Annotated in this window: 25 protein-coding genes and 1 pseudogene; 7 read left to right on the top strand and 19 right to left on the bottom strand. The window is 67.0% G+C overall.

Features of this window, described 5'->3' with window-relative positions; genetic code table 11:
* Positions 1 to 10 precede the first annotated feature (10 nt).
* The 5 genes and pseudogenes from AC0IX4_RS01345 to AC0IX4_RS01325 all read right to left on the bottom strand — a co-directional run bounded on the left by AC0IX4_RS01345 (position 11) and on the right by AC0IX4_RS01325 (position 5,035).
* Entirely contained in the window at positions 11 to 1,447 is a 1,437-nt protein-coding gene (locus tag AC0IX4_RS01345; protein WP_042575784.1) for a lipase family protein, read from the bottom strand.
* A gap of 146 nt (positions 1,448 to 1,593) precedes the next feature.
* Complete coding sequence (locus AC0IX4_RS01340) at positions 1,594 to 2,235, bottom strand: TetR/AcrR family transcriptional regulator (RefSeq protein WP_052493334.1); 642 nt, start codon at positions 2,233 to 2,235, stop codon at positions 1,594 to 1,596.
* Positions 2,236 to 2,301: 66 nt separating this feature from the next.
* Positions 2,302 to 2,685 (bottom strand): MerR family transcriptional regulator, encoded by a 384-nt coding sequence (locus AC0IX4_RS01335; protein ID WP_042575813.1) that lies wholly within the window; start codon positions 2,683 to 2,685, stop codon positions 2,302 to 2,304.
* 19 nt (positions 2,686 to 2,704) lie between these two features.
* A pseudogene (locus AC0IX4_RS01330) lies at positions 2,705 to 4,209 on the bottom strand (SulP family inorganic anion transporter).
* Between the two features lie 82 nt (positions 4,210 to 4,291).
* Positions 4,292 to 5,035, bottom strand: a complete 744-nt coding sequence (locus tag AC0IX4_RS01325) for a haloacid dehalogenase type II (RefSeq protein WP_042575781.1) — start codon at positions 5,033 to 5,035, stop codon at positions 4,292 to 4,294.
* Positions 5,036 to 5,279: 244 nt separating this feature from the next.
* Between AC0IX4_RS01325 and AC0IX4_RS01320 the strand changes: the two genes are divergently transcribed.
* The 5 genes from AC0IX4_RS01320 to AC0IX4_RS01300 all read left to right on the top strand — a co-directional run bounded on the left by AC0IX4_RS01320 (position 5,280) and on the right by AC0IX4_RS01300 (position 10,820).
* Positions 5,280 to 6,314 (top strand): substrate-binding domain-containing protein, encoded by a 1,035-nt coding sequence (locus AC0IX4_RS01320; RefSeq protein WP_156148965.1) that lies wholly within the window; start codon positions 5,280 to 5,282, stop codon positions 6,312 to 6,314.
* Between the two features lie 53 nt (positions 6,315 to 6,367).
* Positions 6,368 to 7,153 (top strand): SDR family NAD(P)-dependent oxidoreductase, encoded by a 786-nt coding sequence (locus tag AC0IX4_RS01315; protein WP_042575811.1) that lies wholly within the window; start codon positions 6,368 to 6,370, stop codon positions 7,151 to 7,153.
* 1 nt (position 7,154) lies between these two features.
* Positions 7,155 to 8,321, top strand: a complete 1,167-nt coding sequence (locus tag AC0IX4_RS01310; protein WP_471827760.1) for an ABC transporter ATP-binding protein — start codon at positions 7,155 to 7,157, stop codon at positions 8,319 to 8,321.
* A 65-nt stretch (positions 8,322 to 8,386) separates the two neighbouring features.
* Entirely contained in the window at positions 8,387 to 10,045 is a 1,659-nt protein-coding gene (locus tag AC0IX4_RS01305; protein WP_042575810.1) for an ABC transporter permease, read from the top strand.
* Between the two features lie 10 nt (positions 10,046 to 10,055).
* Entirely contained in the window at positions 10,056 to 10,820 is a 765-nt protein-coding gene (locus AC0IX4_RS01300; protein WP_471827759.1) for an SDR family NAD(P)-dependent oxidoreductase, read from the top strand.
* Positions 10,821 to 10,823: 3 nt separating this feature from the next.
* Here the strand turns inward: AC0IX4_RS01300 and AC0IX4_RS01295 are convergent, their stop codons facing one another.
* The 14 genes from AC0IX4_RS01295 to AC0IX4_RS01230 all read right to left on the bottom strand — a co-directional run bounded on the left by AC0IX4_RS01295 (position 10,824) and on the right by AC0IX4_RS01230 (position 24,202).
* Positions 10,824 to 11,840 (bottom strand): MBL fold metallo-hydrolase, encoded by a 1,017-nt coding sequence (locus tag AC0IX4_RS01295; RefSeq protein ID WP_471827758.1) that lies wholly within the window; start codon positions 11,838 to 11,840, stop codon positions 10,824 to 10,826.
* Positions 11,837 to 12,172 carry an EthD family reductase gene (locus AC0IX4_RS01290; protein WP_042575778.1) on the bottom strand — a complete coding sequence of 112 codons (336 nt, stop codon included), beginning with the start codon at positions 12,170 to 12,172 and terminating at the stop codon, positions 11,837 to 11,839. The genes AC0IX4_RS01295 and AC0IX4_RS01290 overlap by 4 nt, the downstream gene beginning before the upstream one ends.
* Before the next feature lie 92 nt (positions 12,173 to 12,264).
* Positions 12,265 to 12,888 carry a TetR/AcrR family transcriptional regulator gene (locus tag AC0IX4_RS01285; RefSeq protein ID WP_042575777.1) on the bottom strand — a complete coding sequence of 208 codons (624 nt, stop codon included), beginning with the start codon at positions 12,886 to 12,888 and terminating at the stop codon, positions 12,265 to 12,267.
* 69 nt (positions 12,889 to 12,957) lie between these two features.
* The gene (locus AC0IX4_RS01280; protein WP_471827757.1) at positions 12,958 to 14,475 is read right to left on the bottom strand and encodes a class I adenylate-forming enzyme family protein; all 1,518 of its coding nucleotides are present in this window, start codon (positions 14,473 to 14,475) and stop codon (positions 12,958 to 12,960) included.
* Positions 14,472 to 15,566, bottom strand: a complete 1,095-nt coding sequence (locus AC0IX4_RS01275; RefSeq protein ID WP_471827756.1) for an alcohol dehydrogenase catalytic domain-containing protein — start codon at positions 15,564 to 15,566, stop codon at positions 14,472 to 14,474. The genes AC0IX4_RS01280 and AC0IX4_RS01275 overlap by 4 nt, the downstream gene beginning before the upstream one ends.
* A complete protein-coding gene (locus AC0IX4_RS01270; protein WP_042575808.1) occupies positions 15,566 to 16,339 on the bottom strand; it encodes an SDR family NAD(P)-dependent oxidoreductase in 774 nt (257 codons plus the stop codon). Before AC0IX4_RS01270 ends, AC0IX4_RS01275 begins: the two co-directional genes overlap by 1 nt.
* Positions 16,340 to 16,361: 22 nt before the next feature.
* Positions 16,362 to 17,123, bottom strand: coding sequence for an SDR family NAD(P)-dependent oxidoreductase (locus tag AC0IX4_RS01265; protein ID WP_056446422.1), 762 nt, complete (start codon positions 17,121 to 17,123; stop codon positions 16,362 to 16,364).
* Positions 17,120 to 18,322, bottom strand: a complete 1,203-nt coding sequence (locus AC0IX4_RS01260; RefSeq protein WP_471827755.1) for an acyl-CoA dehydrogenase family protein — start codon at positions 18,320 to 18,322, stop codon at positions 17,120 to 17,122. The genes AC0IX4_RS01265 and AC0IX4_RS01260 overlap by 4 nt, the downstream gene beginning before the upstream one ends.
* Positions 18,323 to 18,373: 51 nt before the next feature.
* Complete coding sequence (locus AC0IX4_RS01255; RefSeq protein ID WP_471827754.1) at positions 18,374 to 19,345, bottom strand: phosphotransferase family protein; 972 nt, start codon at positions 19,343 to 19,345, stop codon at positions 18,374 to 18,376.
* Positions 19,342 to 20,550 carry an acyl-CoA dehydrogenase family protein gene (locus tag AC0IX4_RS01250; protein WP_471827753.1) on the bottom strand — a complete coding sequence of 403 codons (1,209 nt, stop codon included), beginning with the start codon at positions 20,548 to 20,550 and terminating at the stop codon, positions 19,342 to 19,344. Before AC0IX4_RS01250 ends, AC0IX4_RS01255 begins: the two co-directional genes overlap by 4 nt.
* A gap of 31 nt (positions 20,551 to 20,581) precedes the next feature.
* On the bottom strand, positions 20,582 to 21,733 hold the full coding sequence (locus tag AC0IX4_RS01245) for a thiolase family protein (protein ID WP_471827752.1): 1,152 nt from the start codon (positions 21,731 to 21,733) through the stop codon (positions 20,582 to 20,584).
* On the bottom strand, positions 21,730 to 22,134 hold the full coding sequence (locus AC0IX4_RS01240) for a Zn-ribbon domain-containing OB-fold protein (RefSeq protein ID WP_471827751.1): 405 nt from the start codon (positions 22,132 to 22,134) through the stop codon (positions 21,730 to 21,732). The genes AC0IX4_RS01245 and AC0IX4_RS01240 overlap by 4 nt, the downstream gene beginning before the upstream one ends.
* 55 nt (positions 22,135 to 22,189) lie before the next feature.
* On the bottom strand, positions 22,190 to 22,978 hold the full coding sequence (locus AC0IX4_RS01235; protein WP_042575769.1) for an enoyl-CoA hydratase/isomerase family protein: 789 nt from the start codon (positions 22,976 to 22,978) through the stop codon (positions 22,190 to 22,192).
* A gap of 69 nt (positions 22,979 to 23,047) precedes the next feature.
* The gene (locus AC0IX4_RS01230) at positions 23,048 to 24,202 is read right to left on the bottom strand and encodes an acyl-CoA dehydrogenase family protein (RefSeq protein WP_471827750.1); all 1,155 of its coding nucleotides are present in this window, start codon (positions 24,200 to 24,202) and stop codon (positions 23,048 to 23,050) included.
* Positions 24,203 to 24,288: 86 nt separating this feature from the next.
* Between AC0IX4_RS01230 and AC0IX4_RS01225 the strand changes: the two genes are divergently transcribed.
* Positions 24,289 to 24,681 carry a nuclear transport factor 2 family protein gene (locus AC0IX4_RS01225; RefSeq protein WP_328810389.1) on the top strand — a complete coding sequence of 131 codons (393 nt, stop codon included), beginning with the start codon at positions 24,289 to 24,291 and terminating at the stop codon, positions 24,679 to 24,681.
* Between the two features lie 2 nt (positions 24,682 to 24,683).
* Complete coding sequence (locus AC0IX4_RS01220) at positions 24,684 to 25,055, top strand: hypothetical protein (RefSeq protein ID WP_328810390.1); 372 nt, start codon at positions 24,684 to 24,686, stop codon at positions 25,053 to 25,055.
* The last annotated feature ends 3 nt before the right edge of the window (positions 25,056 to 25,058 follow it).

Below are 25,058 nucleotides of genomic sequence, written 5' to 3'. Positions count from 1 at the left end.
GACACGGGGCTCACGCCCCGACGGGTTCGCCGAACAGTCCTGCGATGATCTCGCCGACCGAATCGACCCAGAGCGAGTGCGGCCGCTGATCGAGTGCCATCGTACCGACATCGTTGGTGCGGCAACCTTTCTCGATCGGAACGTCGGCGAAGCGGTCACGCATCCAGAGCACCGCGCTGGGGAATCCGATGAGCTCCAACGTGAGGTGCTCGCTGAAGTGGTCACGGGTGTAGGTGACGTCCGCATCGCCGCGACCGCAGTACGAGTCGACCATGTCGTTCACCGGGCCGACCGGCACCAACCAGTCCGGGTTCGAGTGGTAGACGAACAGCGGCATGTCCGGGGTCGTGCTACCGAGGTTCAGGGCACTCAGCGCTTTCTTCACCACGGGTTGCTCCAGCGGATCACCCTCGGTGTGAAGCAGTCCCTTGAGATCGACGAAGGGCAGTAGCGCGGAACCCCATGCGACACAGAGGTTGTCCTTCGCTGCGAACAACGCGCGACCGAAAGGGTCGATGTGTTCGTCGACGAACTTCGCCAGCTCCGGATCCTCCCGACTCGCACCGATGATCCCGGAGCCGACGATGCCGGCACCCAGCTGACCATTGGCGTTGTTCACCAGCGCTGCGAGCCCGGCAGGGGTGCCACCCTCGGCGACACCGACGATGTTCAGCTCCGGCGCATAGCTTTTCGCAAGCTCGGCGGCATGACCGGTGGCGATCGCGCCGCCGGAGTAGCCCATCATGCCGACCTTCGTGTCGAGCCCACTCACCTGCAACGGATCGAAGGCCTCCGCTGCTCTGATGCCGTCGAGGGTGATCCGGCCGGCCACCGGGCCGACAGCGAACGCATCATTGGGCCCCTGGTGATCCGGGACCGACAGCGCCCATCCCTGTGCGAGCAGAGCCTGCGCCTCGAGGAACTGCGCCCCGGACGTGACAGACCCTGTCACCGGCCACGGGATCGCACCCTGTCGCATCGTGTACGACGGGGCGCAGTACGCACCCAGGGAATCCTCGGCGACCTGCATCGACAGCAGCGGCCGTGGTGACTGCGGAGTGCTCCGCGGCCGGATGACGGTGGTGACCGCGGGGATGGGCTCGTTTCTGCCGTTGTTCGACCGGTAGGACAGTTGCCACGCATCGACCTGCGTCGGAATCAGATTCAGCGTCGCCAAGTCCACCGGGCGTGCGGCGATGATCTCGCCGGGTGCTGCGGCGGCGACCACGTCGGCCGGTGGCATGTAGAAGTCGGTGTCTAATTCAGGAATCTTCGGCCAGGTCAGGGGCGGTAGCGGCGGTTGGACCACCACGTCCGACTCGCGGGGGGCGCTCGACGGGTCGACGGCAGGCGCTGCTGTCGCGGGGACCGACGCCAGCGCGGACACGACGGCCGAGACCACCGCTGTGACGACGACACGCCGTGTCCAAGTCGGGGAGGGGGACACCGAGCACTCTCTTTCGCGCCGAGACGAGACGACAGCGGAATGTGCTCCCGGCGACGGTATGCACCACATTCCAGCATGTTGGACACGAGTGTCCGTGATGGTTCACAGGACTGTAGAGCGTTGTGTCGTGGATAACAATCCCGGCGTCAGTCGAGGTCAGGGACGAACGCGGCGAGCACGGCGATCATCGTGTCGACGAGTGCGCCCACCGGCGGACGCGGCGACGGGGTGCGCGACCAGTCGGAGACCACCTCCGTGAACGCGCCGAGGAACGCAGTCGCAGCCAACCGGTACCCACCCGGCGGGTCGAATTCGGCACCGACTTCTCCCCGCAAGGTGGCCTCGAAGAACCCCACCCAGACGGCCCGTCTGCGGGCCCGGTGCTGCTCCACGGTGTCACTGACACCGAGCATCTCGATGTAGCAGATGCGGGCTCGGCGGGGGTCACTCCCCAACGAGTCGATCAGCGCGCCCATGGCCGCTGCGACCAACTTCCGGTGATCTCGGTCCGTCGACCCGGACAGCGCAGTGACGACCGCGGTCTCGGCGTCCTGCTGGATCAGGTCGTAGACATCGGTCAAGAGCTTCTCGCGGTTGGCGAACTCGCCGTAGAACTGGCTACGCGCCAGCCCTGCAGCCGCGCAGACATCCGCCACCGAGGTGGCGGAGTACCCCTTCGTGCCCAGGACCTCGATGGCGGCCTGCAGGAACTTCGCGCGCCTGTCCGCTCGACGGTCCGCCATCGAGCGGCCCCCGTAGACGCGCCCCGGATCGCCGACATCAGTCACCTCGAAAGCTTATAGGCGTGAACGCTTCTCCCCCTCCCACAACGCACCCGGTGGGCGGACCGGATTTCAGAGGCCGGTGACCGGCTTCCGGGCGGCGAGCAGTCCGGCAAATTCCTCGCCGTAAGCAAGGTGACGACGCAACGTCTCGCATCGCTCGAGCGTCTTGTTGTGGCAATGGTCGACGAATTGCGCTGCAGACGTGCGCTCCTCGTCGCTGGACGACTCGTCGGCAAGAATGTCCAGGGCGTCGAGAAGTTCCTTCATCTCCGCCAGCGTGAAGTCGAGCGGTTTCATACGGCGGATCACCAACAGGCGTTCGACATCCGAGTCGGTGTAGAGCCGGAAACCGCCGACAGAACGCGCTGAAGGCACCACGAGTCCGACCGAGTCGTAATGGCGGACAGTGCGTATCGACAACGACGTGCGCTCGGCGACCTCACCGATCTGCATGCTTCGACCCACCGCGTACTCAGTGCCCCGCGCCGAGATTGCCACTGAGTCTGTCGTGTCGCTCGGTGGAGGAATCGTCGAGACCGATGATCTTCACGGTCTTGCCCTTCGCGGCGTACTTGGTCGTGATGGCGTCGAGCGTCGCAACGGTGGAGGCGTCCCAGATGTGGGATTCGGACATATCGATGACGATGTCGAGAGGGTCCCCGATGTAGTCGAACTGATAGATCAGATCGTTGCTGGAGGCGAAGAACAACTCCCCCAGAACTTTGTAGACACGAGTGTTCTCGTCCGGATGCGCCACGTCGACGACTTCGGTGAGATGCGCGACCCGGCGCGCGAACAACACCATCGCGGTGACGACTCCCACGACGACGCCGTAGGCGAGATTGTGAGTGGCGACCGTGACGGCCACCGTGACGACCATGACCAGCGTTTCGCTCTTCGGCATGCGCCGCAGCGTCTTCGGATGGATGCTGTGCCAGTCGAAAGTACCCACCGACACCATGATCATCACCGCGACCAGCGCGGCCATCGGGATGAGAGCCACGATGTCGCCCAGTCCCACGACGAGAATCAGCAGGAACGTGCCGGCGAGGAACGTGGAGATCCGGGTACGCGCACCCGAGACCTTGACGTTAATCATCGTCTGGCCGATCATCGCGCACCCGCCCATACCCCCGGTGAAGCCGGTGACCAGGTTCGCGACGCCCTGGCCCCACGCTTCGCGCGACTTGTTCGAGTGGGAATCGGTGATGTCGTCGACAAGTTTCGCCGTCATCAACGATTCCAACAATCCGACCAAGGCAATGGCGAGCGCGAACGGCGCGATGATCGACAACGTGTCCAGAGTGAAGGGCACGTTCGGTATCAGCAGGATGGAAGCGACGACGGCAACTCGCCCTCGTCTCCGACGTCGGGAACCTGCAGCGCGAACACGAGGGTGGCCGCGGTGAGCAGCACGATGGCGATCAACGGCGCGGGAACGACTCTGGTCAACTTCGGGAGGAACACCATCACGATCAGGCCCACGGCGACGAGCGGATAGACCAGTGCCGGCACGCCGAGAAGATAGGGCAACTGGGAGGTGAAGATCAGGATGGCGAGGGCGTTGACGAATCCGACCATCACGCTGCGCGGGATGAAGCGCATCAACTTCGCGACGCCGATCACGCTGAGGACGATCTGAAGGACACCGCCGAGAATGACGGCCGCGATCAGGTAATCCAGGCCGTACTCGCGTGACAGCGGTGCGACGACCAGTGCGATCGCGCCGGTCGCCGCGGAGATCATGGCCGGCCGGCCACCGACGATCGAGATGGTCACCGCCATCGTGAACGAGGCGAACAGTCCGACGCGGGGATCGACGCCGGCGATGATGGAGAACGAGATCGCCTCCGGAATCAACGCCAGGGCGACGACGAGTCCCGCCAGCACCTCGGTCTTGAGCCTGCGGGGTGAGCGCAGCGCCGCCATCACCGAGGTGTCCTCGGGTGCGGTGACCGGCGCGGCTGCGTTCGACATGGATAAGCCTCTTCCGTGGTGGTGCGATGACGCGGCATCACGTGCACCTGGCACGGCCTCTCCGCAGGACGGAACTCTACTCTTACTGGAGAGTAGAGTCCGCAGCCTCGTCATCGGGAAGGTCGATGAGCATCTGCGCCAGAGACGTGATGGACGGTGCTGTCAGGTCCGGGTCGGGGAAGTAACTCGGATACGGCCCGCCGTTCCGGCCGATCCATGCCGTGGCCATTCCCGCAGTGCGCGCGCCGTTGATGTCCCAGGGGTGCACCGCGACGAGCATGGCCTCCTCGGGGGCGACATCGCACTCGCCGAGCGCGTACCGATAGGCATCGAGGTGCGGCTTCCAGCGCCCTGCATCGTCGACGGACAGGATCGCGTCGAACCTGTCCGCGATGCCGGCCTTGCCCAGAAGCGTCCGGGCTACGTCCGTCGAACCGTTGGACAGCGTCACCAGCCTGATGCCCGACCGTGCCAGCGCGGTGACTCCGTCGACCACATCTGCGTGGACGTCGAGCTCGGTCAGGCCGGTCATGATGTGGTCCACCGCGTCAACGACGGTGCGGTTCACCGCAGTACCCGACAGTAGAACTTCGAGAAGGCCGGAACCGACGTCAGCGAACGGTCGAGCCGCGCCCGCGACGGCGAGTGCGAAGCCGTCCCTCAACAATCCCGCGAACCACGTGTCGAACATGGGGCCAGGAGCTCCGACGTCCGTGAACCGTCGACGCATCGGCGAGGTGTCCGACAGCGTCTCGTTCACGTCGAAGACCACGACTTTCGGTCGGCGCCTCGGGGTGGGACTCGTCTGGGAAGTGGGGGTACTCATGTGCTCACTCCTGCTCGTTCGGCGGCATCCCTCGGATCGGATGGCGCGCTCGTGGAGGGAGTACCCCCTGGAGCCGGGGAGGTTCGAACTCCCGACCGCTTCCCGAGAACGGTCGAGTGCACCGGTTCTCACCTGCGTGATTGACATCACAAGGACGTCATACTACTTTCAAACTGACATCAGTTCAGGAAGTCCACTCGCACCGACAGCCGAGCGGCCCTGTGAGTCCCAGAGAGGTCTGACCATGCGGAGGATTCCCCGAGCCATCGCCACCGTTGCCGTGGCAGCGTCGGCGTTCGCGCTCACAGCGTGCGGCGGCAGCACCACCCCGTCCGGGCCCGTCGAGGGCAGCTGGGACGACGTCGTCGCCGCGGCGAAGACCGAGGGCACCGTGATGCTGTACTCCAGCCAGAAGCCCGCGAACCTCGACGCGCTGAAGGCCGCGTTCACGCAGAAGTACCCGGAGATCTCCATGGACTTCGTGCGTGGAACGGATTCCGAGATCAATCCCCGTGTCGAGACCGAGAACCGGACGGGCACGGGTATCGCCGACGTCCACATGGTGACCGACGCGTCGTGGATCGCAAGCGCGTCCGAGTCCGGGACCTACTCCACCGAGATCGTGGGTCCGGACTTCGACGCACCCGACTACGACCGCGCGGCCAGCGTGAAGAACGACCGCTTCTTCCTCTCGTCCGCCGCAGTCTTCGGCCTCGGGTGGAACACCGCCGCGGTGCCCGACGGTCTCGAAACCCCGCAGGACATTCTGAACCCGGCCTACCGCGGCCGCATCGGCATCGTCAATCCCACGGGCATCGCGTCGTACGTCGATCTGTATCGGCACTACGCCGAGAACTACGGCGAGGACTACTGGAACAAGTTGTCCGACCTCCAGCCGCGGGTCTACCCGAGCGCACTGGCCGTCGCGCAGGCCTTGACGTCGGGTGAAGTGGTGGTTTCGCCCAGTGTTCAGCCCCTCGTCACAGAGGTCGCCGCAGGCGCACCCGTCGACTGGGCACTTCCGGACAATCCCTGGGGCACACCGTGGTACACCGAGGTTCTGAGTAGGGCGCCGCATCCGAACGCGGCTCAGGTCCTGGCGGACTTCATGGTCACTGCCGAGGGACAGGCCGCACTCAACGGTGGCTATGCCGCCGCGTTGCCTGACGTGCCGGGTGCCGTCGAACGTGCGCAGAACATCGCGTCACCAGATCCGGCCGAACTGACCCCCGAGAACGTCGACCGGTACTCGCAGGAGTGGTCGCAGCTCTTCCAGTGATAGTGGGCCCTACCGATGTCGACTACCCGAACTCGTCACCCGAGGAGGTGATCATGGACGCTCCGACAGCTTCGTCACACGGCTCACGCGTGCTCGTCACCGGTGCCGCGCGCGGCATCGGTGCGGCATGTGCCGCGCGCTTCGTCTCTCTCGGAGCGACCGTCTACGTCACCGACGTGGACGACGAGGGTGGTCGCGCCGTCGCCGACGCCCTCGGACCGTCGGCGCGCTACCTGCATCTGGACGTGGCGTCGGAAGCCGAGTGGGATGCGTGCGTGCAAACGATCGAGGCGGACGGTGGGCGCCTCGACGTGCTGGTCGCCAATGCCGGTGCGGCTCACCGCTCCGACATCGCCGACACGTCGCTCGCGGACTTCCGTCGCATGCTCGACATCAACCTGGTCGGTACCTTCCTCGCCCTCAGGACGGCGAGCACCGCCGTGAAGTCCGGCGGTTCCGTGATCACGGTGTCGTCACTGCGAGGAATCCTCGCGACCGCGAAGCTCGGTGCCTACGGCGCATCGAAATTCGGGGTGCGGGCCTTGACCCGAGTTGCTGCGCTCGAGCTCGCCGAGCGCGGAATCAGAGTCAACTCGGTGTGCCCCGGCAGCATCGACACCGACATCACCGGCAGCGAGGACTTCGCCGACCACGATGTCGCCGGCTATGTGCGCACCATTCCGATGCAGCGTCGGGGCACCACTGCCGACGTCGCGGACGCCGTCGTGTTCCTCGCCGGATCCGGGAGCAGCTACATCACGGGGACCGACCTCGTCGTCGACGGTGGTCTGGCGGCCGGCGCGCGAACACCCACACACACCTCTGGACAGAAGGCATGAGATGACCGATCGCTTCACCATTTCCGGACTGACCAAGACGTACGGCAGCACGAAGGTCGTGGACGGTCTCGACATCGATATCGAGCAGGGCGAGTTCCTTGTTCTTCTCGGCCCGAGTGGCTGCGGGAAGACCACCACGCTGCGGTGCCTCGCCGGGCTCGAGACACCCCAGGGCGGACGTATCTCGTTCAAGGACAGGACGGTCTTCGACGCGGACCAGCGAGTCGACGTCCCCGCGCACAAACGGAACATCGGCATGGTCTTCCAGTCCTACGCCCTGTGGCCGCACATGACGGTGCGCCGCAACATCAAGTACCCCCTCGACGTCCGCGGACTCACCAAGTCCTTCGGGCCGGGAGCCGTGGAGGCAGCGGCCGACATGGTGGACTGCGGGGCCCTGCTCGATCGGTACCCGTCTCAACTCAGTGGCGGTCAACAGCAGCGTGTGGCGGTTGCTCGCGGTCTGGTGGCGCGGCCGGATCTCATCCTCTTCGACGAGCCGCTCAGCAACCTCGATGCCCGGCTGCGCGATCAGGTCCGTTCTCAGATCCACCGTCTGCACCGCGAACTCGGGTTCACCGCCGTGTTCGTGACCCACGACCAGTCCGAGGCCTTCGCACTCGGAGACCGCCTCGCGATCATGAAGTCCGGCCGCATCGAGCAGCTCGACACGCCGTCGAACGTGTTCGAGAACCCCGGGTCGGACTACGTCGCGGCCTTCATCGGTATGGCCAACAAGCTCGAACTGCGCAGAGCACACGACGGCTGGCAGACCTCCGCGGGTGACGCGATCGATCTCCGAAACTCGGTGGTCCGCGACCGCGCCGACGAGGGCGAGTCCGCGGTCGCACGGCTACGTCCGGACGACCTGCTCCTGCACCGCAGCATGGCCGAGGTCCCACCGGGCCACGTCGGACTGCACGCCGCACTCGTCGATCACGAGTACGGAGGCCGCCACTTCGACGTGACCGTGCGGTCCGGCGCCGAGACGCTCACCCTGCGCGCGTCGGCCGCCGAGCACGGCCTCGCACTGCGTGCGGCCGAGCCGGGCGACGCCGTCGTCGTCTCCTTCTCCCCCGCTGCGCTGCGGGTGTTCCCCTCGGCGCCCTCCACCGCCACAGCCGCTGACGCAGCACCCGTCGCCGCAGCAGTGGGGAGCGCATCGTGACCGCCACACTCACACCCCCCGACACCGACACGACGCCACCGCCGCCGGCCGGACGGCGGCCACGGCTGACCGGCCCCTGGCGCGCCCGCCTCGGTTACGGCATCCTCCTCGCCGTACTCGCCTATCTCGTCGTCCTCCCCATGGTGCGCCTGCAGATGCTCGCGTTCGAGGACGGAGCACGGGGCTACCGCAGCCAGTACGGACGTTTCGACATTGCCCAGACGCTCTGGACGACAGTGATTCTGGCGCTGGGATCTCTGGTCATCGCGCTCGTTCTCGGCACCCTGCTCGCCTACGCCGCGAGCCGCCTCCCGGCGCGGCTGGGGTTCCTGAGGATGATCCCGATCCTGCCCATCGTGCTCCCCGCCGTCGCCAACATCGTCGGATGGGCGTTCCTGCTCTCGCCGGGACCCGGCTACCTCAACGTGGTCCTGCGTGCGCTGCCCTGGTGGAGCGATCTCGAGAGCGGTCCCGTCGATGTCTACACAGTCCCCTGGATCGTGATCCTGACCGGGTTCGGCCTGACGTCGTTCGTCTACCTCTTCGTGTCCTCGGGGATGGACAACATCAGTTCGGAACACCTCGAAGCTGCTCGGATCAGCGGTTCGTCCTCGATGGGTGTGTTCTTCCGCATCGTTCTCCCCCTGCTCCGTCCGTCGCTCATCTACGGCGGCGGCATCGCGTTCCTCCTCGGGCTGGGCCAGTTCACCGGACCTCTGCTCCTCGGCCAGAACAGCGGAGTGAAGGTGCTCACCACAGAGATGTACCGGCGGGTGTCGGAATCACCGTCGGACTTCGCGGCAGCCGCTGCAGCCGGCTCACCTCTCGTCCTGTTCGGGCTGGCATTGGTCCTCGTGCAGAAGATGTTGCTGGGCAATCAGAGTCGCTTCGTCACTCACGGCGGCAAGGCGTTCTCCGCGCCCTCGGGACGCGGAACGTGGGCCGCTGTCACCATCAGTGTGTACGCCCTGTTCGCGCTGCTGATCCCCATCGTGGGACTCGTCATCGTGTCGCTGACCCCGTACTGGTCGGACACCCTGAGCCTGGATCTGTTGACGCTGGACAACTTCCGGGCCCTGATCTCCGATGATGCGATCGTCTCGTCCGTGCTCACCAGCATCCTCACCTCTCTCGCCGCGGTGGCCGTGTGCATTCCCATCGGATACGTCATGGCCAACCTGTTGGTCCGTGGGCGGCGCTTCCGCATTCTCGGCATGATCGGCGACTTCATCACTGCTCTGCCGTTGGGTATCCCCGCGGTCATCTTCGGCGTCGGCTTCCTCCTCACGTACACCGAACCTCCGCTGATCCTCTACGGCACCCGGACGGTGATCGTCCTCGTCTACATCGTGCTGATGCTGCCGTTCTCGGTCCGGCTGCAGATGACGGCGATGCTCGCCTTGGGCAATACCTACACCGAGGCCTCCGCGACCAGTGGCGCCTCGCCTGTGGTGACCAACCTGCGAATTTTGTTGCCGCTCATGCGAGGAGCCATCTTCGGCGCCGTCGCCCTGATGTTCATCCTCCTGACCCACGAGTTCGCCGCCTCGCTGCTCGTCCGCGCTTCCACGACCCAGGTCATGGGCACCCTGCTCTACGACATGTGGCAGAACGGCTCGTACCCGCTCGTCGCGGCGATGGCGCTGCTCATGACCGCGGTGACCACCACGGGAGTCGCGATCGCCATGCTCGTCGGCGGTCGAAACGTCCTCAGCAAGCTCTGAAAGGCCCACCATGCCCGAAGGCAGTACCCGTCTGACCGACAAGGTGGTCCTCGTGACCGGCGCCACCGGAGGGATCGGTGTCGACATCGTGACAAGGCTGGCGTCCGAAGGAGCCAGCGTGATCGTCACCGACGTCGATCAGAGCGCCTGCGACGCAGCGGTACACGCGCTGGAGCGCTCGGCTTCTCATCTGGCGTGTGCGCTGGACATCACCGACGAGGAACAGTGGGCCGCGACGCTCGCCCTCGTGGAGAACCGCCACGGCACGCTCGACGCCGTCGTCAACAACGGCGCTATCGGCTCGCTCGCCACTGTCGTCGACGAGACGGTGGAACAGTACCGCCGCGTCGTGGAGGTGAGTCAGACCGGTACGTGGCTGGGAATGAAGCATGCCGGCGCCATGATCGAGCGCACGGGCGGCGGATCGGTGGTCAACATCTGCTCCATCCTCGGCAGCGTCGGCGGCCTGGGCAACAGCATTGCCTACGCCGCGGCGAAGGGTGCCGTGCGGACCATGACGAAGAACGCGGCGCTGCACTGGGCCCGCCTGGGGGTGCGGGTCAACTCGATCCACCCCGGCTTCATCGCGACCCCGCCGTTGCTCGCACGGTACGAGGGCACCCCGCGTCACGAGGCCATGCTGGCCGGCACGCCGATGGGACGACTGGGGTCCGGCGCGGAAGTCGCTGCGGCGGTGGCGTTCCTGGCCGGCGACGATGCGCGCTTCGTGACCGGCAGCGAGCTGTACGTCGATGGTGGTTGGACCGCTGCCTGATTCTCAGGCGAGGCCGAACACGTCGACGCCGTCCTGGTTCTCCACACGCAGCACGCCCCGGTGAACGTCCAGATCGAGGTGGGCCAGGGTCTCGCAGACCGCGACCATGCGATCGAACGTTCCGAGATCCGAGAACGGGCGATCACGACGGGTCCACGGGAGACGTTCGGCGACATCGCGGCCGGTCGCCCGAGTCATGTCGGCGACGACCGCCCGGGTCGCCGCCAAGCGACGGGCGTGGTGATCGAGAAGTTCGCGCACGCGCGCGTGCAGACCGACACCGGTGTCCCCGTGGGCAGGCAGCACCGTGCGATCCCGATCGTCGAGCATCATTTCCAACGACTGCAGGTAGTGCCCCAGGGGCAGGTCCCACTCACCGAGTTCGAATCCGATCGACGGTGTGATGGTCGGCAGAACGTGGTCGCCCGTGTAGCTGATGTCTCGGTCGAGATCGTGGAACACCATGTGACCCTTGGTGTGTCCGGGTGTGTGCACCGCGGTCAACCGGTGACCGGGAATGCCGAGGGCTCCGTCGGTGAGCCACGAGTCCGGCGGCTCCCAGTCGTCCGAGTCGAAGTCGTCGTCGCTGGTGTCCAGACGAACCGCTCGCGCGATGTCGTCGGCGCCGGCCCGTTCCAGCTCACGCAGTGACGATGTCGGCATGTTGGAGGCCAGCTCGCCGATGGCGACGATCCCCGGCGCCTCGGCCGACCCGAGGTGGATGCGGCAGCCGTGTCGACGGCGGAGGTCGACGGCGAAGGTGTAGTGGTCACGGTGGACGTGGGTGACGAACACGTCGTGCACGTCGTCCGGTCGGTGACCGAATTCGGCCAGGGCGGTGCGGAACTCGTCGTACGTGCCCGGCCGTCGCCATCCCCCGTCGATCAGCGCCAGGCCACGATCGGTCTCCAGGACGTAGACGTTGATGGCGCGGAGTCCGTCGGACGGCATCTGCAACGGCACCCGGTGGATGCCGTCCGCGACCCGAACGGATCCCGGATCGGACCACCGGGCGGTCACGAGGTGGTCGACGTGTCGGCAACCATGGTCCGCTCGTCGCCGTACCAGATCATCCGACGCCCGCGCATGGTCCCGACGTGCTCGACGGCGACCTTCCATTCCGGGCTGGCGAGCGCGGTCTCGAGGTCGTCGCGAGAGGCGAAGCTCAGAATCGACAGTCCGTCCCACCCGGCGCTGCGCTCGTCGATCGAGTGGACGATGTCGATGTGCTGCCACCGCAGAAGGCCCGGGAGCGGGTAGGTCACGTCCGCGTGCTCCCCTCGCCACCAGGTCATGAATTGCTCGTGCGTCCAGTCGTTCGGACGGGCGGCGAGAACCATCAGATCGAACATGACTTCCTCCAGCGTGTGATCAACATGAATTCGGTTCGGTATACGTGAGCATGGTTGTCGAGGATGGCCGGCCCGGGCTCAGGGCCCAGCGGTCAGGGGCGCACCATCTTGAGCACTGCGGTGGTGACGGTTTCGGCGATCTCGTCGAGGGTGGCCGGGCCGTTCGGCCGGTACCATCGCCATACGCTGATGACGAGGGCGAGAACCAGGCGACCCACGGTCTTCGGATCTCCGTCGGCGAAGACACCGTCGTCCATGCCACTGGCGATCAGACTCGTCCACCGGCGCTCGATCTCCTGGACCAGCTCGCGGGACTGGAGACGCTCGGCCTCCTCCTTCTCCGACTGTCGCTCCGTCGCCAGAAGATCCATGTGGTTCTGCAGAATCCGGCGCTGCAGCGCGTCCAGCGGCGAGGCCTGGAGAGCTCCCGCAACGGCGGCTCGCAGCGCAGCCTCCGGGTCGCTCTGCTCGGCCGTGGCAGCGTCGAATCGCTCGACGGAATCGGCCAGTTCCAGGCGCATGATGGTGAGCAGGCAGTGCGCCTTGGATTCGAAGTAGTGGTAGAGCGCGGTCTGGCCTATCCCGACCTCGTCCGCCACCGACGCCCACTTGGTGTGGTCGTAGCCCACCCTGCCGAACTGCTCGATGGCGACGGTGAGAATGCGAGACCGCTTGGATCGCGGGCTCTCGCGGCGTGCCGTCGTTCCGACGCTCATCGCGGCACCCTCGAAGACTGGCCCAGTCGGCCTCCGGCCTTCCCGCAACGTGTCAGCATCGTGCCCATGCTACCCGTCCCGAGGTGAATTCGGATCGGTTACACCGGCGAGACGTGCTGCCATCCGGACGGCATCGGGTCGGGAGAGCTTCCCGACCCGGTTCTGTGGCAGATCGTCCACAGCGAAGACGTACTCCGGCCAGTTGTGTCGCGGCACACCGCGTCGGGACAACCCGTCCGTCACCTCGGCCAGACCGAGAGCGCGACCGTCGGTCACCACCAGGGCTCCGGCGCGCTCGGACAGCAGCTCGTCCGGGATCGGCACGACGCAGACCTGCACGATTCCGGGGACGCCGGCCACCGCCGCCTCGACCTCGTTGATGTCGATGTTGCGGCCGCCGCGGATGATGATCTGCTTCTGCCTACCCATGACGGTGATGGTGCCGTCCTTCGCCACCTCGACGAGGTCACCGGTCGGGAGGAAGCCGTCGTCGGTCAGGGCCGGCGCCGCGACCTGTCCTCCGCGTGCGTACCCGATGAACATCGAGGGTCCGCGGACCTGCGCGTCACCGATCTCCCCGGTTCCCACGTCCTTCCCCGCACTGCTCACGGCCCGCACTGTCGTGCCGGGGAACGGCCGTCCGTCCGTACCGAGACGGAGCCGAGAGTCGTCGTCCGGGGCCGCGGTCGTGTGACCGAGACACTCGGACATGCCGAACACTCGAAGGAATCTCGTCCCCAGGAACTGCTCGGCGCGTTCGAGAGCCGCCGCGTTCATCGGCCCTCCGCCGACCGTCATCGCCCGCATTCCGGCGAGTCGACCGGCTCCGTTCTCGACGAGGGACAGCTGCAGCGCCATCGTCGGCACCAGCATCGTCCAGCGGACGTCGTGAGCGGCCATCGCGTCGAGCGCGTCCGCCGGCGACCACTTGCCGATCGACACCATGGGTCCACCCACGAACAGCGGCAGATACATCCCGAAACATGCTGCGGCGACGGAGGACAGGGGCACGAAGGCGCCCACCGCGTCACCCGGCCGCAGGCCCACGGCGTCCCTCGTGCACGAACAGGCGTAGCGCAGTGCATCCTCGGACTGGACGACGCACTTCGGGCGGCCGGTGGATCCGGAGGTCATCGCGATGACACTGCCTCCGTTCCATCGCGCCACACCTCGTGGGTCACCACGCCGTGCACGCAGATGACGATCCCCGATGGCCCCGTTCCCCGACGGGAAGTCCTGGTCGGACACTCCCCAGTGGTCGAGAGTGCGGAGGTCGGCCACCACCATGTCGGGGTCGACGTCCTCGACGGCGAGCACGAACTCGGATGCTGTGGCATGCGGACTGAGCACGGCGACCACGCCTCCACGCAAACCGACCGACAGTGCGGTGGCCACCGTCTGCCACGTGTTGTCCGCCTGGATCAGCACCGTGGGAGGTGTGGGGTCGTGCTGTGCCATCTGCTCGGCTCCGCGTTCGGCGGCAGCCATCACGTCGGCGAGTCGATGGGTGCCGTGCAGGTCGATCACGGCGATCGCGTCGGGGTGTTCCCGGACGCGGTCTCGCAGTTCGAGCGCGAGAGTCTTCACTGACGGTGGTCCTTTCCGGCATCACGTTCTGGTGTGGGGTCGTCGGACGTGGTGGGCAGGAGCACGATCCGGCCGGCGTCCTCCCCGGCACGCAGACGCGCGTAGGCGTCGATCGCCTCGTCGAGAGGTCTCGTGGTCACCTCGGGCAGCAGCGCCCCGGACTCCGCGAGCGCCACCACCTCGACCAGATCCGCGCGACTACCCCAGAAAGGAGCCGAGACCTGCCACCCGGCGGCGATCCCCCGGTTCTTGGCCACCGACACGGACCCACCCGCGCCGCCGACCACGACCAGGCGCCCTCCGGGCACGAGCGTCGCCAGCCCCTCGGACATCGTGTCGTCGCTGCCGACGAAGTCGAACACCACGTCCACGCCCCCGAGATCTTTCGTGGCCGAGGCCGCTTCGGCCAGTGACGAATACACCGAGGTCGCGCCCATGGTCGACGCGGATCGCCGAGCCGCGTCGCGCGGATCGACGGCCACGACGTGGCCGGCTCCCAGCAGCGATGCCATCCTGACGGCGAGGTGACCCAGTCCACCGACACCCACGATCACGACCACGGCGTTCGAGTCGAGGAGGTCGGCCTGACCGCTGACGGCGTGATGCACGGTGGCGCCCGCATCAGCAAGGGGCGCAGCGAGTTCCGGTGCCAGAGAGCCGGTGTCGACCAGCACGCCGCTGTGCGGAACCACCATGTACTCGGCCAGTCCCCCGGGTGCGCCGAGCCCGTTCCCGATCACGGCGAGTCTGCCGTCGACCGGTTGCAGTGCCAGACAATAGTTCTCTCGACCTCGCCGGCAGTTGCGGCAGATCCTGCAGGACCACACGCCGTGGACGACCACGGAGGATCCCACCGTGCTGCCGTCGGCATCGGGGCCGGCAGCGACGACGCGTCCGGCCACCTCGTGTCCCAGCGTGAGCGGCAACGGGTAGTCGAACCGCCCTGCCGGCGCATCGCAGACGGACAGATCGCTGCGACACAGGCCGGCCGCCGTGACCTCGAGCAGCAGCTGCTCACCCGTCGGTTCGGGAACGGGAATGTCCCGCAGCTCTGGAGCGGAGCCCCACTCGAGCAGTTGCACGGCCAGCATCAGCGCGCCGTCCAGCCGCCGTCGACAACCAGGGTGTGCCCGGTGACGTACGACGAGGCATCGGAGGCGAGGAACAGCACTGCGCCGTCCACCTCGCCCGCGGTGCCTCCGCGACCGAGCATCGTGTTGCGCCGCACCCACCCGGCCGATTTCTCGTTCTCGAACAGCCCATCGGTCATCTCGGTGTCGAACCACCCGGGGACCACCGCGTTCACGCGGATACCCCGTCTCCCCCACTGCCCCGCGAGTTCGCGGGTCAGCCCCAGCACACCGGCCTTGGACGCCGCGTAACTCGCACCGCCGATGGGGGCGGTGGACACGAGACCCACGACGGACGAGATGTTGACGATCGACACCGGAGCGGACTCCGGCGTCGTCGAGGCGACGCGCACCGCCAGGTGGAAGCCTGCGAGGAGGTTGACCTCCAGGATCGCAGAGAAGCCCTCCGCGGTCTCCTGTTCCGCGTCCGGCGGGCCGGGCATGCCGGCATTGTTGATCAGGATGTCCAGGCGCCCGGTCTCCTCGCGGCACCGATCCACCAACGCTCGACGGTCTTCGTCCGAGGTCACATCGCATCGCACGGGAACGAGGCCGGGGACCGTCTCCGCCACCGCGGCCAGACGATCCGCGCGGCGTGCCGCCGCGTACACCGTGGCTCCTGCGGCGGCGAGCGTACGGGCGAACCCGAGACCGAGACCGGACGACGCTCCGGTCACCACCGCAGTTCGGCCGGTCAGATCGAACAGGGCGGCGGGGGTCGGGGTGTCGTTCATGTCCGTCACGTCCACGTCCTCCTCAGTAGACCGCGGTGCGGCCGCCGTCGACGGGAATGATGGCACCCGTCGTGTACGACGAGGCGTCACTCGCGAGATGTACGACGAGACCGGCGATCTCCTCGGGGCGACCCAGACGTCCCGACGGCAGCCGGTCGACGATCTTGCCGACGAACTCGTCGTCCCAGTGCTCGGCCATGTCCGTGGCAAATCCCCCGGGCATCACGCAGTTCACTCGCACGTGCGGCGCGTACTCCTGCGCGAACGCCATGGTCAGCGCATTGAGGCCGTTCTTGGCCGCGGCGTACATGGCTTCGGGCGGGCTCGGTCGTACGGCGCCGATGCTCGAGATGTTGATGATCGACCCTCGCCCGGCGGCCGCCATCCGCGCTCCGGCCACTGCCATCAGCCTGAACGGACCCTTGAGGTTGACCTCGATGGTTTTGTCCCACAACCCTTCCGTCACTCCGACGAGGTTCTCGGACAGCGGTGCGATGCCGGCGTTGTTGACCACGACGTCGAGTGAGCCGAACTCGTCGACGATGGCGTCGACCGCGGGTTCGATCTCGTCCCAGCGACCGACGTGCAGAGCGCGGGCGTGAGCGCTGCCCACCGTCGACGGTCCGAGTGAGGCGACTGCTTCCTCGCACGCCTCGAGTTTGCGGCTGGACACCACGACGGTGGCTCCCGCGTCGCGCAGTCCACGAGCGATGGCGAGGCCGAGTCCGCGGCTCGCGCCGGTCACGAGAGCCACTCTGCCGGTGAGGGAATGCATATCGGTCATCGGTACTTCTTCGTCTCGAGGCGGGCGATCGTGCGGAGATGGACCTCGCTGGGTCCGTCCGCGATCTGGAGGGCGCGGGTGATGGCGTGCAGGCGGGCCAGGACGAAATCGTCGCTGACCCCGGCCGCTCCGAACGTCTGGACAGCACGGTCGACCACCTTGTGCGCCACCTCCATCGCCGCGACCTTGATCGCGGCGACCTCGGAGCGCGCCGAGGCGTTGCCGCGGGTGTCCATCATCCAGGACGACTTCAGGACCAACAGTCGGATCTGGTCGATCTCGATACGACTGCGCGCGATCCACTCGCGGACGACGCCACGATCGGCGAGCGGGGCACCGAAGGCCACTCGGTCGAGGGAGCGTCGGCACATCATTTCCAGAGCGCGCTCGGCCATGCCGACTGCGCGCATGGCGTAGTGCATCCGGCCCGGGCCGAGACGACCCTGCGCGATCGCGAAACCGTCGCCCTCGGCTCCCAGCATGTTCGAGGCCGGCACCCGGACATCGGTGAACTGGACGTCGCCGTGCCCGAGACGGTCGTGGAAACCGAACATCGGGAGATCGCGCAGCACCTCGATGCCGGGACTGTCGGCCGGAACCAGGATCATGCTCTGCTGACGGTATGTGGGGCCGTCCGGATCCGACTTGCCCATGAAGATGATGAGCTTGCAGTCCGGGTCGAGAACACCCGAGGTGTACCACTTTCGGCCGTTGAGCACGTACTCGTCACCGTCGCGCCGGATCGTCGAGGTGATGTTGGTGGCGTCGGAGCTGGCCACGGCCGGTTCGGTCATGGCGAACGCGGACCGGATACGACAGTCGAGCAGGGGCTCGAGCCAGTCCTTCTTCTGCTCCTCGGTACCGAACATGGCGAGGATCTCCATGTTGCCGGTGTCCGGGGCGGAGCAGTTGATGGCCTCGTTGCCGATGATCGAGCGCCCGACCACCTCGGCGAGAGGGGCGTAATCGAGGTTGGTGAGTCCGGCCCCGAGCCCGTCGTGCGTCATGAACAGGTTCCACAGTCCCTGCGAGCGCGCGGTCTCCTGCAGTTCGCGCATCACCGCCGGCTGCTCGTGCTTGTTCGTGTTCGCCGCGATCTGCGCGTCGTACACCTTCTCGGCGGGCAGAACATGATCGGTCATGAATGTCTCGAGGGTCTCGAGCAGCGCGTCGGTACGAGCACTGTAGGAGAAGTCCACGGTTGGCCTCCTGAAGGGCGGATCGAGCGTGTGAAAGCGAGGACGGGGAGCTCAGGCGAGCAGGGCGGTGCCGGTGTCGATGAGCCGAGAGATGGTGGCGGGCAGCTTCTCCTGATCCGGATCGTGATGACGGCCCTCCCGGTGACGACGCAGATTGTGGCCCATGATGGCGGCCATCTTGAGTCGTCCCAGGGCGTCGAACCATGGCAGGTCGGGCAGGTCGCGTCCCGTGCCGGCGTAGATCTCCACCAGCTCGTCGGCGCTCGGCAGACCGGGGACGGACCGCCCGACATCGGGGAAGTTGTCGCCATCGGCGAAGACGAGGAACCACCCCAGCTCGACTCGGGGGTCGCCCACACTCCAGATCTCCCAGTCGATGAGCGCGACAGGCTCGGTGCCGTCCGCGATCAGGTTGCCCAGGCGGTAGTCACCGTGCACCAGCGTCGACGAGACCGCATCCGGGACGCGGGCGCCGAGAAGGCTCAGGAGTCTGTCTCCGCCCTCCACCAGTTCCGGTGGAACGGCGCCCAGAGTGCGAGCCCACCGGGCGAGTTCGTCACCCGGTGAGAGCGTGGGACCGGCGTCGGGCACCGCCCGGTGATCGACCGCGTGCAGCTCGGGCAGAACCGCTGCCGCACGCCGCATGCGCGCGGCCGCCAGCTCCGGGTCGACTGCCGGATCGTCCAGAACAGGCTCGAGCGACTCACCGCGGACGAATGTCATGGCGTACCAGGAGGGCTCGGTGTCGTCGACCATCACGATCGTGGGCACCGGCACCGACGTACCCGCGAGTTCCCGCATGATGGTCGCCTGCCGCAGCATGTCGTGGCGCCCGACGGGGCGCTGCCCTGCGGGCACGGCCTTGACCACCAACTCGGCGTCGTCGGTCCGCACGCGGTAGGTCAGACCGGAGTGCCCGCCGAGGAGTGGATCGAAGCTGCGCAGCGATCCGAGGCCGCCGGCCTCGAGCTTCTCGGCGACGCGCTGCTGCAGTGCGGAGTGTGTCGTGTCGTCGGTGGTCACGGCCTCGGCTCTCGGGGAAGGCCGAGAACGCGCTCGGCGATGATGTTGTGTTGGATCTCGTCGGTGCCGCCGGCGATGCGGTATCCGGGGGCGCCCAGGACGTGTTCCGTCCACGCGAACGTGCCCCATTCACCGGTGTCGGACACCAGATCGGAGCCCAGCATCCGGCGGACCGCCGCTGATGTTCGGGACATCGTGGTGGTCGCCAGCAGTTTGCCGACGGACGCCTCGGGGCCGGGATCGCGTCCGGAGACCACGACGCCGGCGACGCGCATGGCGGTGACGCGCTGAACGTGGCTGTGCACGACGAGATCGGCCACCTGATCCAGCTCGATCTCGGTGAGGGGCCGACCCAGATTGCGCGCCAGTTCCACGGCACGGTCGGCGTTCGCCAGTCCGAGGTTGCCACCGTCGAGTCGTTCGGCCGCCAGCACGGTGAGAGCGACCTGCCATCCTTGCCCCTCCGGCCCGAGACGGTGCGCATCGGTAAGCCGCACGTTCTCGAGGTACACCTCGTTGAACGAGCTGCCGCCCGTCATCTGCCGAATGGGGCGGATGGTGACGCCCTCCGCGTCCATCGGGACCAGGAAGACGGTGAGACCTTTGTGCTTCGGGACCGAGGAATCGGTGCGGCACACCGCCACTCCGATGTCCGAGACGGTGGCTCCCGACGTCCAGACCTTGTGGCCGTTCAGCACCCACCCGTCGTCGTCACGGACTGCGCGCGTACGGACCGCAGCGAGGTCGGAACCGGCCTCGGTCTCCGAGAAGAGTTGGCAGGCCATGAGGTCGGTGCGCAGCATCGCGCGCACGTACGTTGCGCGCTGATCCGGCGTGCCCCATTTCTCGATCGCGGGTGCCACCAGTTGCTGTGTCACGGAGAACATCTCGGTGCGGCGCGGGACATCGAACCGGTCCTCCGCGCGGCGGAAGGCGAGTACGTGGGACAGCGGGAGATCTCGTCCACCGTATTCCGCGGGCCAGTCGAGCGGACCCCAGCCGGCGTCGAACTTCCGCCGTTCGTAGTCGCGGATGACGTCCGTGTGCCGGCGTTCCTCCTCGGGCGTCCAGTTCTCGAAGACGGCCACGGAGTCGGAGCCCTCGCCCCACGTCGTGCTGGTCCGCGGTGCGGCCACGCTACTGAGCCACGTCGTTGCCTCGGCGGTGAATGCCCGGACGTCGGACGACACGGTGCTGGTACTCATGGACTGACCTCGCTGGTCGGATCGGACTGGTTCAGACGGACAGAACGGTGCAGGCGCTGATGCCCGGTGCCCCGTAGACATGGGTGAAGCCGATGGACGGCCCACCCGGCACCTGACGATCGCCCGCCTCGCCGCGCAACTGGGTGACCACCTCGTGCACCTGGCGCAGACCGGAGGCGCCGATCGGTTCTCCGTTCGCGATGCACCCACCGTCGGTGTTGACGGGTAGACGCCCGCCGATCTCGGTGGCTCCCTCGGCGATCCACTGCTCCTGCTCGCCGTGCTCGCAGAAGCCGCACTCGGCCATGTGCATGAGTTCGGCGCCGCTCTCGGTGTCCTGCAGCTGGGCCACGTCGACATCCGACGGGGAGATTCCGGCCTGTTCGAAGGCGGCCGCGGCAGCATCCGCGCTGACGCTGGTGGGCTCGCCGACGCCCTGGACGGACGGACTGAAGACCTCGAAAGAACCGAAACGCCGGGTTCGATGTGTGATGGCGCGCAACCGGATCGGCCGGCCGGTCAGACGCTCCGCCACCTCGGGTGAGGCCACGATCACCGCCGCACCGCCTTCGCCGGGCGAACAGAACATGTAGCGGGTGAGGGGATCGTTCACCATGTCCGCGGAGCCGATCGCCTCGGCCGACATGGGTTCGCGGCGCCACGCATTGGGATTGAGCGCGCCGTTGCGGTAGGACTTCTCGGCGACGCGCGCGAGCGTGTCCGCGGTGATGCCGTGCTGCCGCATGTACCGGGAGATCTTCGCGCCGAAGAACTGCGTGGTCACCATCAGACCCGCCTCGCCGTACCCCTCGGACAGACCCCACTCCGCGGGCGTGGGATCGAAGGCACCGCGCGGGTGCTTGTCGAAGCCCACGGCCAGGCCGATCGACGCCGATCCCGCACGAACGGCATTGACTGCCGAGAACAGGGCGCTGCCGCCGGTGGCGCAGCCGTTCCGCACGTTGGTGAAGGGCAGTCCGGTGAAACCGAGCTCGCTGACGAGCGTGTCGGCGAGGCCGGCGGAGTCGCTGCCGCCGAACGCCACATCGACGTCCGGCCAGGCGATTCCCGCGTCGGCGAGCGCGGCGGTGATGGCCGAGACGGCCATCGCGCGGCCACTGACACCGGGTTGGCGTCCGAACTTCGACAGCCCGACTCCGACGATGACCACGGACTCGCTCATGCGGTATCTCCCACTGTGCTCGGTGCAGACGACGGGCCGGCCTCGACGACCTCGAACCGGGGAACCGGGACGACGGCCGTGAGGTGGACGAGGGCTCCGTGCAGGTCGTCGACGTTCTCGGAGTCGAGAATCGCCTCGATCCGGATGCCCTCGCTCAACTCGACCCAGCCGACCGCGAACGGGGTGAACCCGCCCACGGGTGGAACGTACGGCGGCGACTTGGGCGGGAAGCGCTGCACCGTGTGGGCCCACACGGTGCCCGACGTACTCAGGTCGACGGGTTCTGCCGTGGGCGTGACGCACCGTGAGCAGAGAGTCGACGCGGGGAACGCGACCGTGCCGCACACGGTGCATCGGCTGCCCTGCAGCACGACCCGCTGCGCCTCGAGACTGTTCGTCATCGTGTTCCTTCCGCTCCCCGCCGACCGTCGTTCGTCCTTCGTGTCTCGCCGAGGGTCAGCGACCGACCCACTTCGGCTCACGCTTCTCGAGGAACGCGGTGACGCCTTCTCGTCCGTCCTCGGACTGCAGGGCGTTGCCCACGGCGAGATGCTCCATGACCATGAGGGACTGGATGTCCGCGTCGAGACCGCGGTCGATCGTCATCTTGGTCAGCTTCATCATGAACGGGCTCTTGTCGGTGAGCTGCGCGATGAACTCCTCGACGGTCTTGTCCAGCTCGGCGGCCGGCGCGGACGCGTTGATGAGATCGAAGTCGGCAGCCTCGACGCCGGAGAGCAGCTTGCCGGTCAGCATCAGTTCCTTCGTCTTGCGGATACCGATCATGCGCGGCAGGCGGTAGATGGGGCCTGCGCCGCCGAACAGTGCACGGCGGATGTGGAAGTCGCCGATCTTGGCGTCGTCGTCGGCGATGGCGAAGTCGCAGGAGATCATGAGTTCGAATCCACCGGCGGTGACGTAGCCCTCGAGGACTGCGACCGACGGAGTGTTCATGGAGTACAGACGGTCACAGACCTTGGCCGAGAGCACGGCGACGTCCATCGCGTTGGTGCTGCCGACATAGTCGGACAGCAGGATGTCGAGGTCGAACCCCGAGCAGAAGGTGTTGTTCACTCCGCGCAGGACCAGAACCTTGAGGTTCGGATCGGCGTCGACCTCGGCGATGATCTCGTCGAGTCGGTACAGCAGTTCCGGAGTCACCGCGTTCTTCTTGTGCGGGCGGTTGAGCCAGACGCGAGCGACCTCGCCGTCCTTCTCGAGCAGGATGTGGTCGGTGTCGATCATGGGATCTCCTTGGGCTGCGTCGTACTTGAACTGGATTCACTTCAGTTTTACGGCATGGGGTCGGTCGCGTCAACCCTCGAATCGAAGCGAGTTCAGTCCGATGAGGTCGGCAATGCGGCGGCGGTGGTACACCGCATCGCCGAGCAGCGCCTCGTCACCGGTCGCTCGTCGGAAGTACCTGTGCGCCTGGTGCTCCCACGTGAAACCGACGCCACCGTGCAGCTGCACCGCCTCGGCAACCGACTCGGACGCGACCTCCGTGCACACGGCGCCGGCGATCGCGACCGCGAGCGCGGCACGGTCCGGGGAGCTGTCGTACAGCGCAGCAGCGAAGCGGGATGCCGATCGCGCTCGTTCGAGAGAGAGGAGCAGGTCGGCAAGTCGGTGCTTCACGGCCTGGAAGGAGCCGACGGGCCGGCCGAACTGCTGCCTGGTGGTGACGTACTCGACGGTCATCTCCAGCATGCGGTCGGCGATTCCCGTGTGCTCGCTCGCCAGCCCGATCGTCGCTCGCGCCGCGAGGTCGTCGAGCGCGGAGGCCGTGTCTGCCACCTCGGTGAGCGCGGACGCCGCTGCCGAGTCGAGGTGCACGTCGGCACGCGGCCGCGTCGGGTCGATGACCGTCCGCGGTACGGCGCGCACCGCATCCGAGAGGGGTACGGCGAACACTCGGGCGCCGTCGGCCGTGTGCGCGCCGACCACGACGACGTCGGCCGACGCACCGTGAACGATGTCGGTCGCGACACCGCTCAGACGCCATCCGTCCGCCGTATGGTCGGCCGTGATCACCTGCGCGGCAGCGCGTCCCGCCTGCGTCACGGGCAGATGCACCGCGACGCGGAGCTCACCGGCCAGGGCACCGGACACCATCGCGTCCACGGTTCCGGCCGGCGCAAGCAGGAGCGCGTGCACGCCGACACCCGCCCCGAACAGCACCGGTTCCGACACGAGCGCGCGGCCGCACTCCTCCAGAACCACGGCCATGTCCGTCATCCCGTACCCGAGGCCGCCGCGGATCTCCGGAACGGACAGCATGGTCACGGCCATGTCGTCCACGAGGGCCCGCCACAGTGCCGTCGGAGTCCCCTCGTCTCGCCCACTGTGCCGTGCGAGTACTGCGCGCATCGCGGACCGGAGATCGGCTTGCTCCGACCCGGGAATCAGGCCCGCGGGCTCGGCTTCCGGCCAGGGCGAATAGGTGACGTCGTCGATCGCTACAGACATAACACTCCTGAGTCGAGTTCAGTTCTGTTTTGAGAGTATCGGCGAAATCGAGGACGTGCGGACTTTTCTTGAACTAAGTTCGGTTCATGCTTCGAATCGAGTCCTATTACGCCACCCTCGACAGCGGTGATCTCGAGCGGGCCACCGACATGCTGGCGGAGAACGTCGCCTTCGTGATGATCGTTCCGACGGGAGCCCGAGCCGGCACCGGTCGCGCCGCGATGCTCGACTACCTCACCGGACGTCCCCCTGTCGGCCGGCAACATCGACTGCTGCGTCGCGCACAGGACGGCGACGTCCAGTTCGCCCAGGGAGCCGTCACCGAGCACGGCGACGTCGTCACGGGCTATTTCGTCGCGGCGATGCACCTCGACGAGAACGGACTGATCGACCGCTACCAGGTGTCGTTCGATCCTGACCACGCACTGGTGCCGTGGACCGGTTCCGACGCGACCTCCACCGACCCGACAGGAGCATGACGATGACGACCGATGCGACAGGAGTCCTGCGAACCTGGTTCTCGTACATGGACTCCGAGGATCCGGACCGGGTGCTGACCATGATCACGGACGACTTCCGGATGTCCGTGCAGTTCTCCCGTGGCGAGGGAGCGTCCGCCGAATTCGTCGGCGACAGAGCAGGACTCGTTCTCTACCTCGCCCAGCGGGAGAAGAGCACCCTCGTCCATCACATCGACGTCGGATCCCGGGTGGGCGACGTGGAACTCGTACTGGGGCGGACCACGCGAGACGGCGACTTCGAGGCGTCCTTCAACGCGAGCGCATCGGTCGACGCGGCCGGCTCGATACGCCGGTTGCTCATCTGCCGCACACCGGAACTCGCGTTCGACTGAAGC

The organism is Rhodococcus sp. AC861 (genome assembly GCF_979256035.1).
This window is presented reverse-complemented; position numbering and strand designations above follow the sequence as displayed.

Coding starts and splice junctions, on each gene's coding strand:
- AC0IX4_RS01335 (WP_042575813.1), bottom strand. CDS start 2,685: ATGCAGATCGGTGAGGTCGCCGAGCGCACGTCGTTGTCGATACGCACT.
- AC0IX4_RS01325 (WP_042575781.1), bottom strand. CDS start 5,035: ATGAGTACCCCCACTTCCCAGACGAGTCCCACCCCGAGGCGCCGACCG.
- AC0IX4_RS01320 (WP_156148965.1), top strand. CDS start 5,280: ATGCGGAGGATTCCCCGAGCCATCGCCACCGTTGCCGTGGCAGCGTCG.
- AC0IX4_RS01315 (WP_042575811.1), top strand. CDS start 6,368: ATGGACGCTCCGACAGCTTCGTCACACGGCTCACGCGTGCTCGTCACC.
- AC0IX4_RS01310 (WP_471827760.1), top strand. CDS start 7,155: ATGACCGATCGCTTCACCATTTCCGGACTGACCAAGACGTACGGCAGC.
- AC0IX4_RS01300 (WP_471827759.1), top strand. CDS start 10,056: ATGCCCGAAGGCAGTACCCGTCTGACCGACAAGGTGGTCCTCGTGACC.
- AC0IX4_RS01290 (WP_042575778.1), bottom strand. CDS start 12,172: ATGTTCGATCTGATGGTTCTCGCCGCCCGTCCGAACGACTGGACGCAC.
- AC0IX4_RS01285 (WP_042575777.1), bottom strand. CDS start 12,888: ATGAGCGTCGGAACGACGGCACGCCGCGAGAGCCCGCGATCCAAGCGG.
- AC0IX4_RS01275 (WP_471827756.1), bottom strand. CDS start 15,566: ATGCTGGCCGTGCAACTGCTCGAGTGGGGCTCCGCTCCAGAGCTGCGG.
- AC0IX4_RS01270 (WP_042575808.1), bottom strand. CDS start 16,339: ATGAACGACACCCCGACCCCCGCCGCCCTGTTCGATCTGACCGGCCGA.
- AC0IX4_RS01265 (WP_056446422.1), bottom strand. CDS start 17,123: ATGACCGATATGCATTCCCTCACCGGCAGAGTGGCTCTCGTGACCGGC.
- AC0IX4_RS01250 (WP_471827753.1), bottom strand. CDS start 20,550: ATGAGTACCAGCACCGTGTCGTCCGACGTCCGGGCATTCACCGCCGAG.
- AC0IX4_RS01245 (WP_471827752.1), bottom strand. CDS start 21,733: ATGAGCGAGTCCGTGGTCATCGTCGGAGTCGGGCTGTCGAAGTTCGGA.
- AC0IX4_RS01240 (WP_471827751.1), bottom strand. CDS start 22,134: ATGACGAACAGTCTCGAGGCGCAGCGGGTCGTGCTGCAGGGCAGCCGA.
- AC0IX4_RS01235 (WP_042575769.1), bottom strand. CDS start 22,978: ATGATCGACACCGACCACATCCTGCTCGAGAAGGACGGCGAGGTCGCT.
- AC0IX4_RS01230 (WP_471827750.1), bottom strand. CDS start 24,202: ATGTCTGTAGCGATCGACGACGTCACCTATTCGCCCTGGCCGGAAGCC.
- AC0IX4_RS01225 (WP_328810389.1), top strand. CDS start 24,289: ATGCTTCGAATCGAGTCCTATTACGCCACCCTCGACAGCGGTGATCTC.
- AC0IX4_RS01220 (WP_328810390.1), top strand. CDS start 24,684: ATGACGACCGATGCGACAGGAGTCCTGCGAACCTGGTTCTCGTACATG.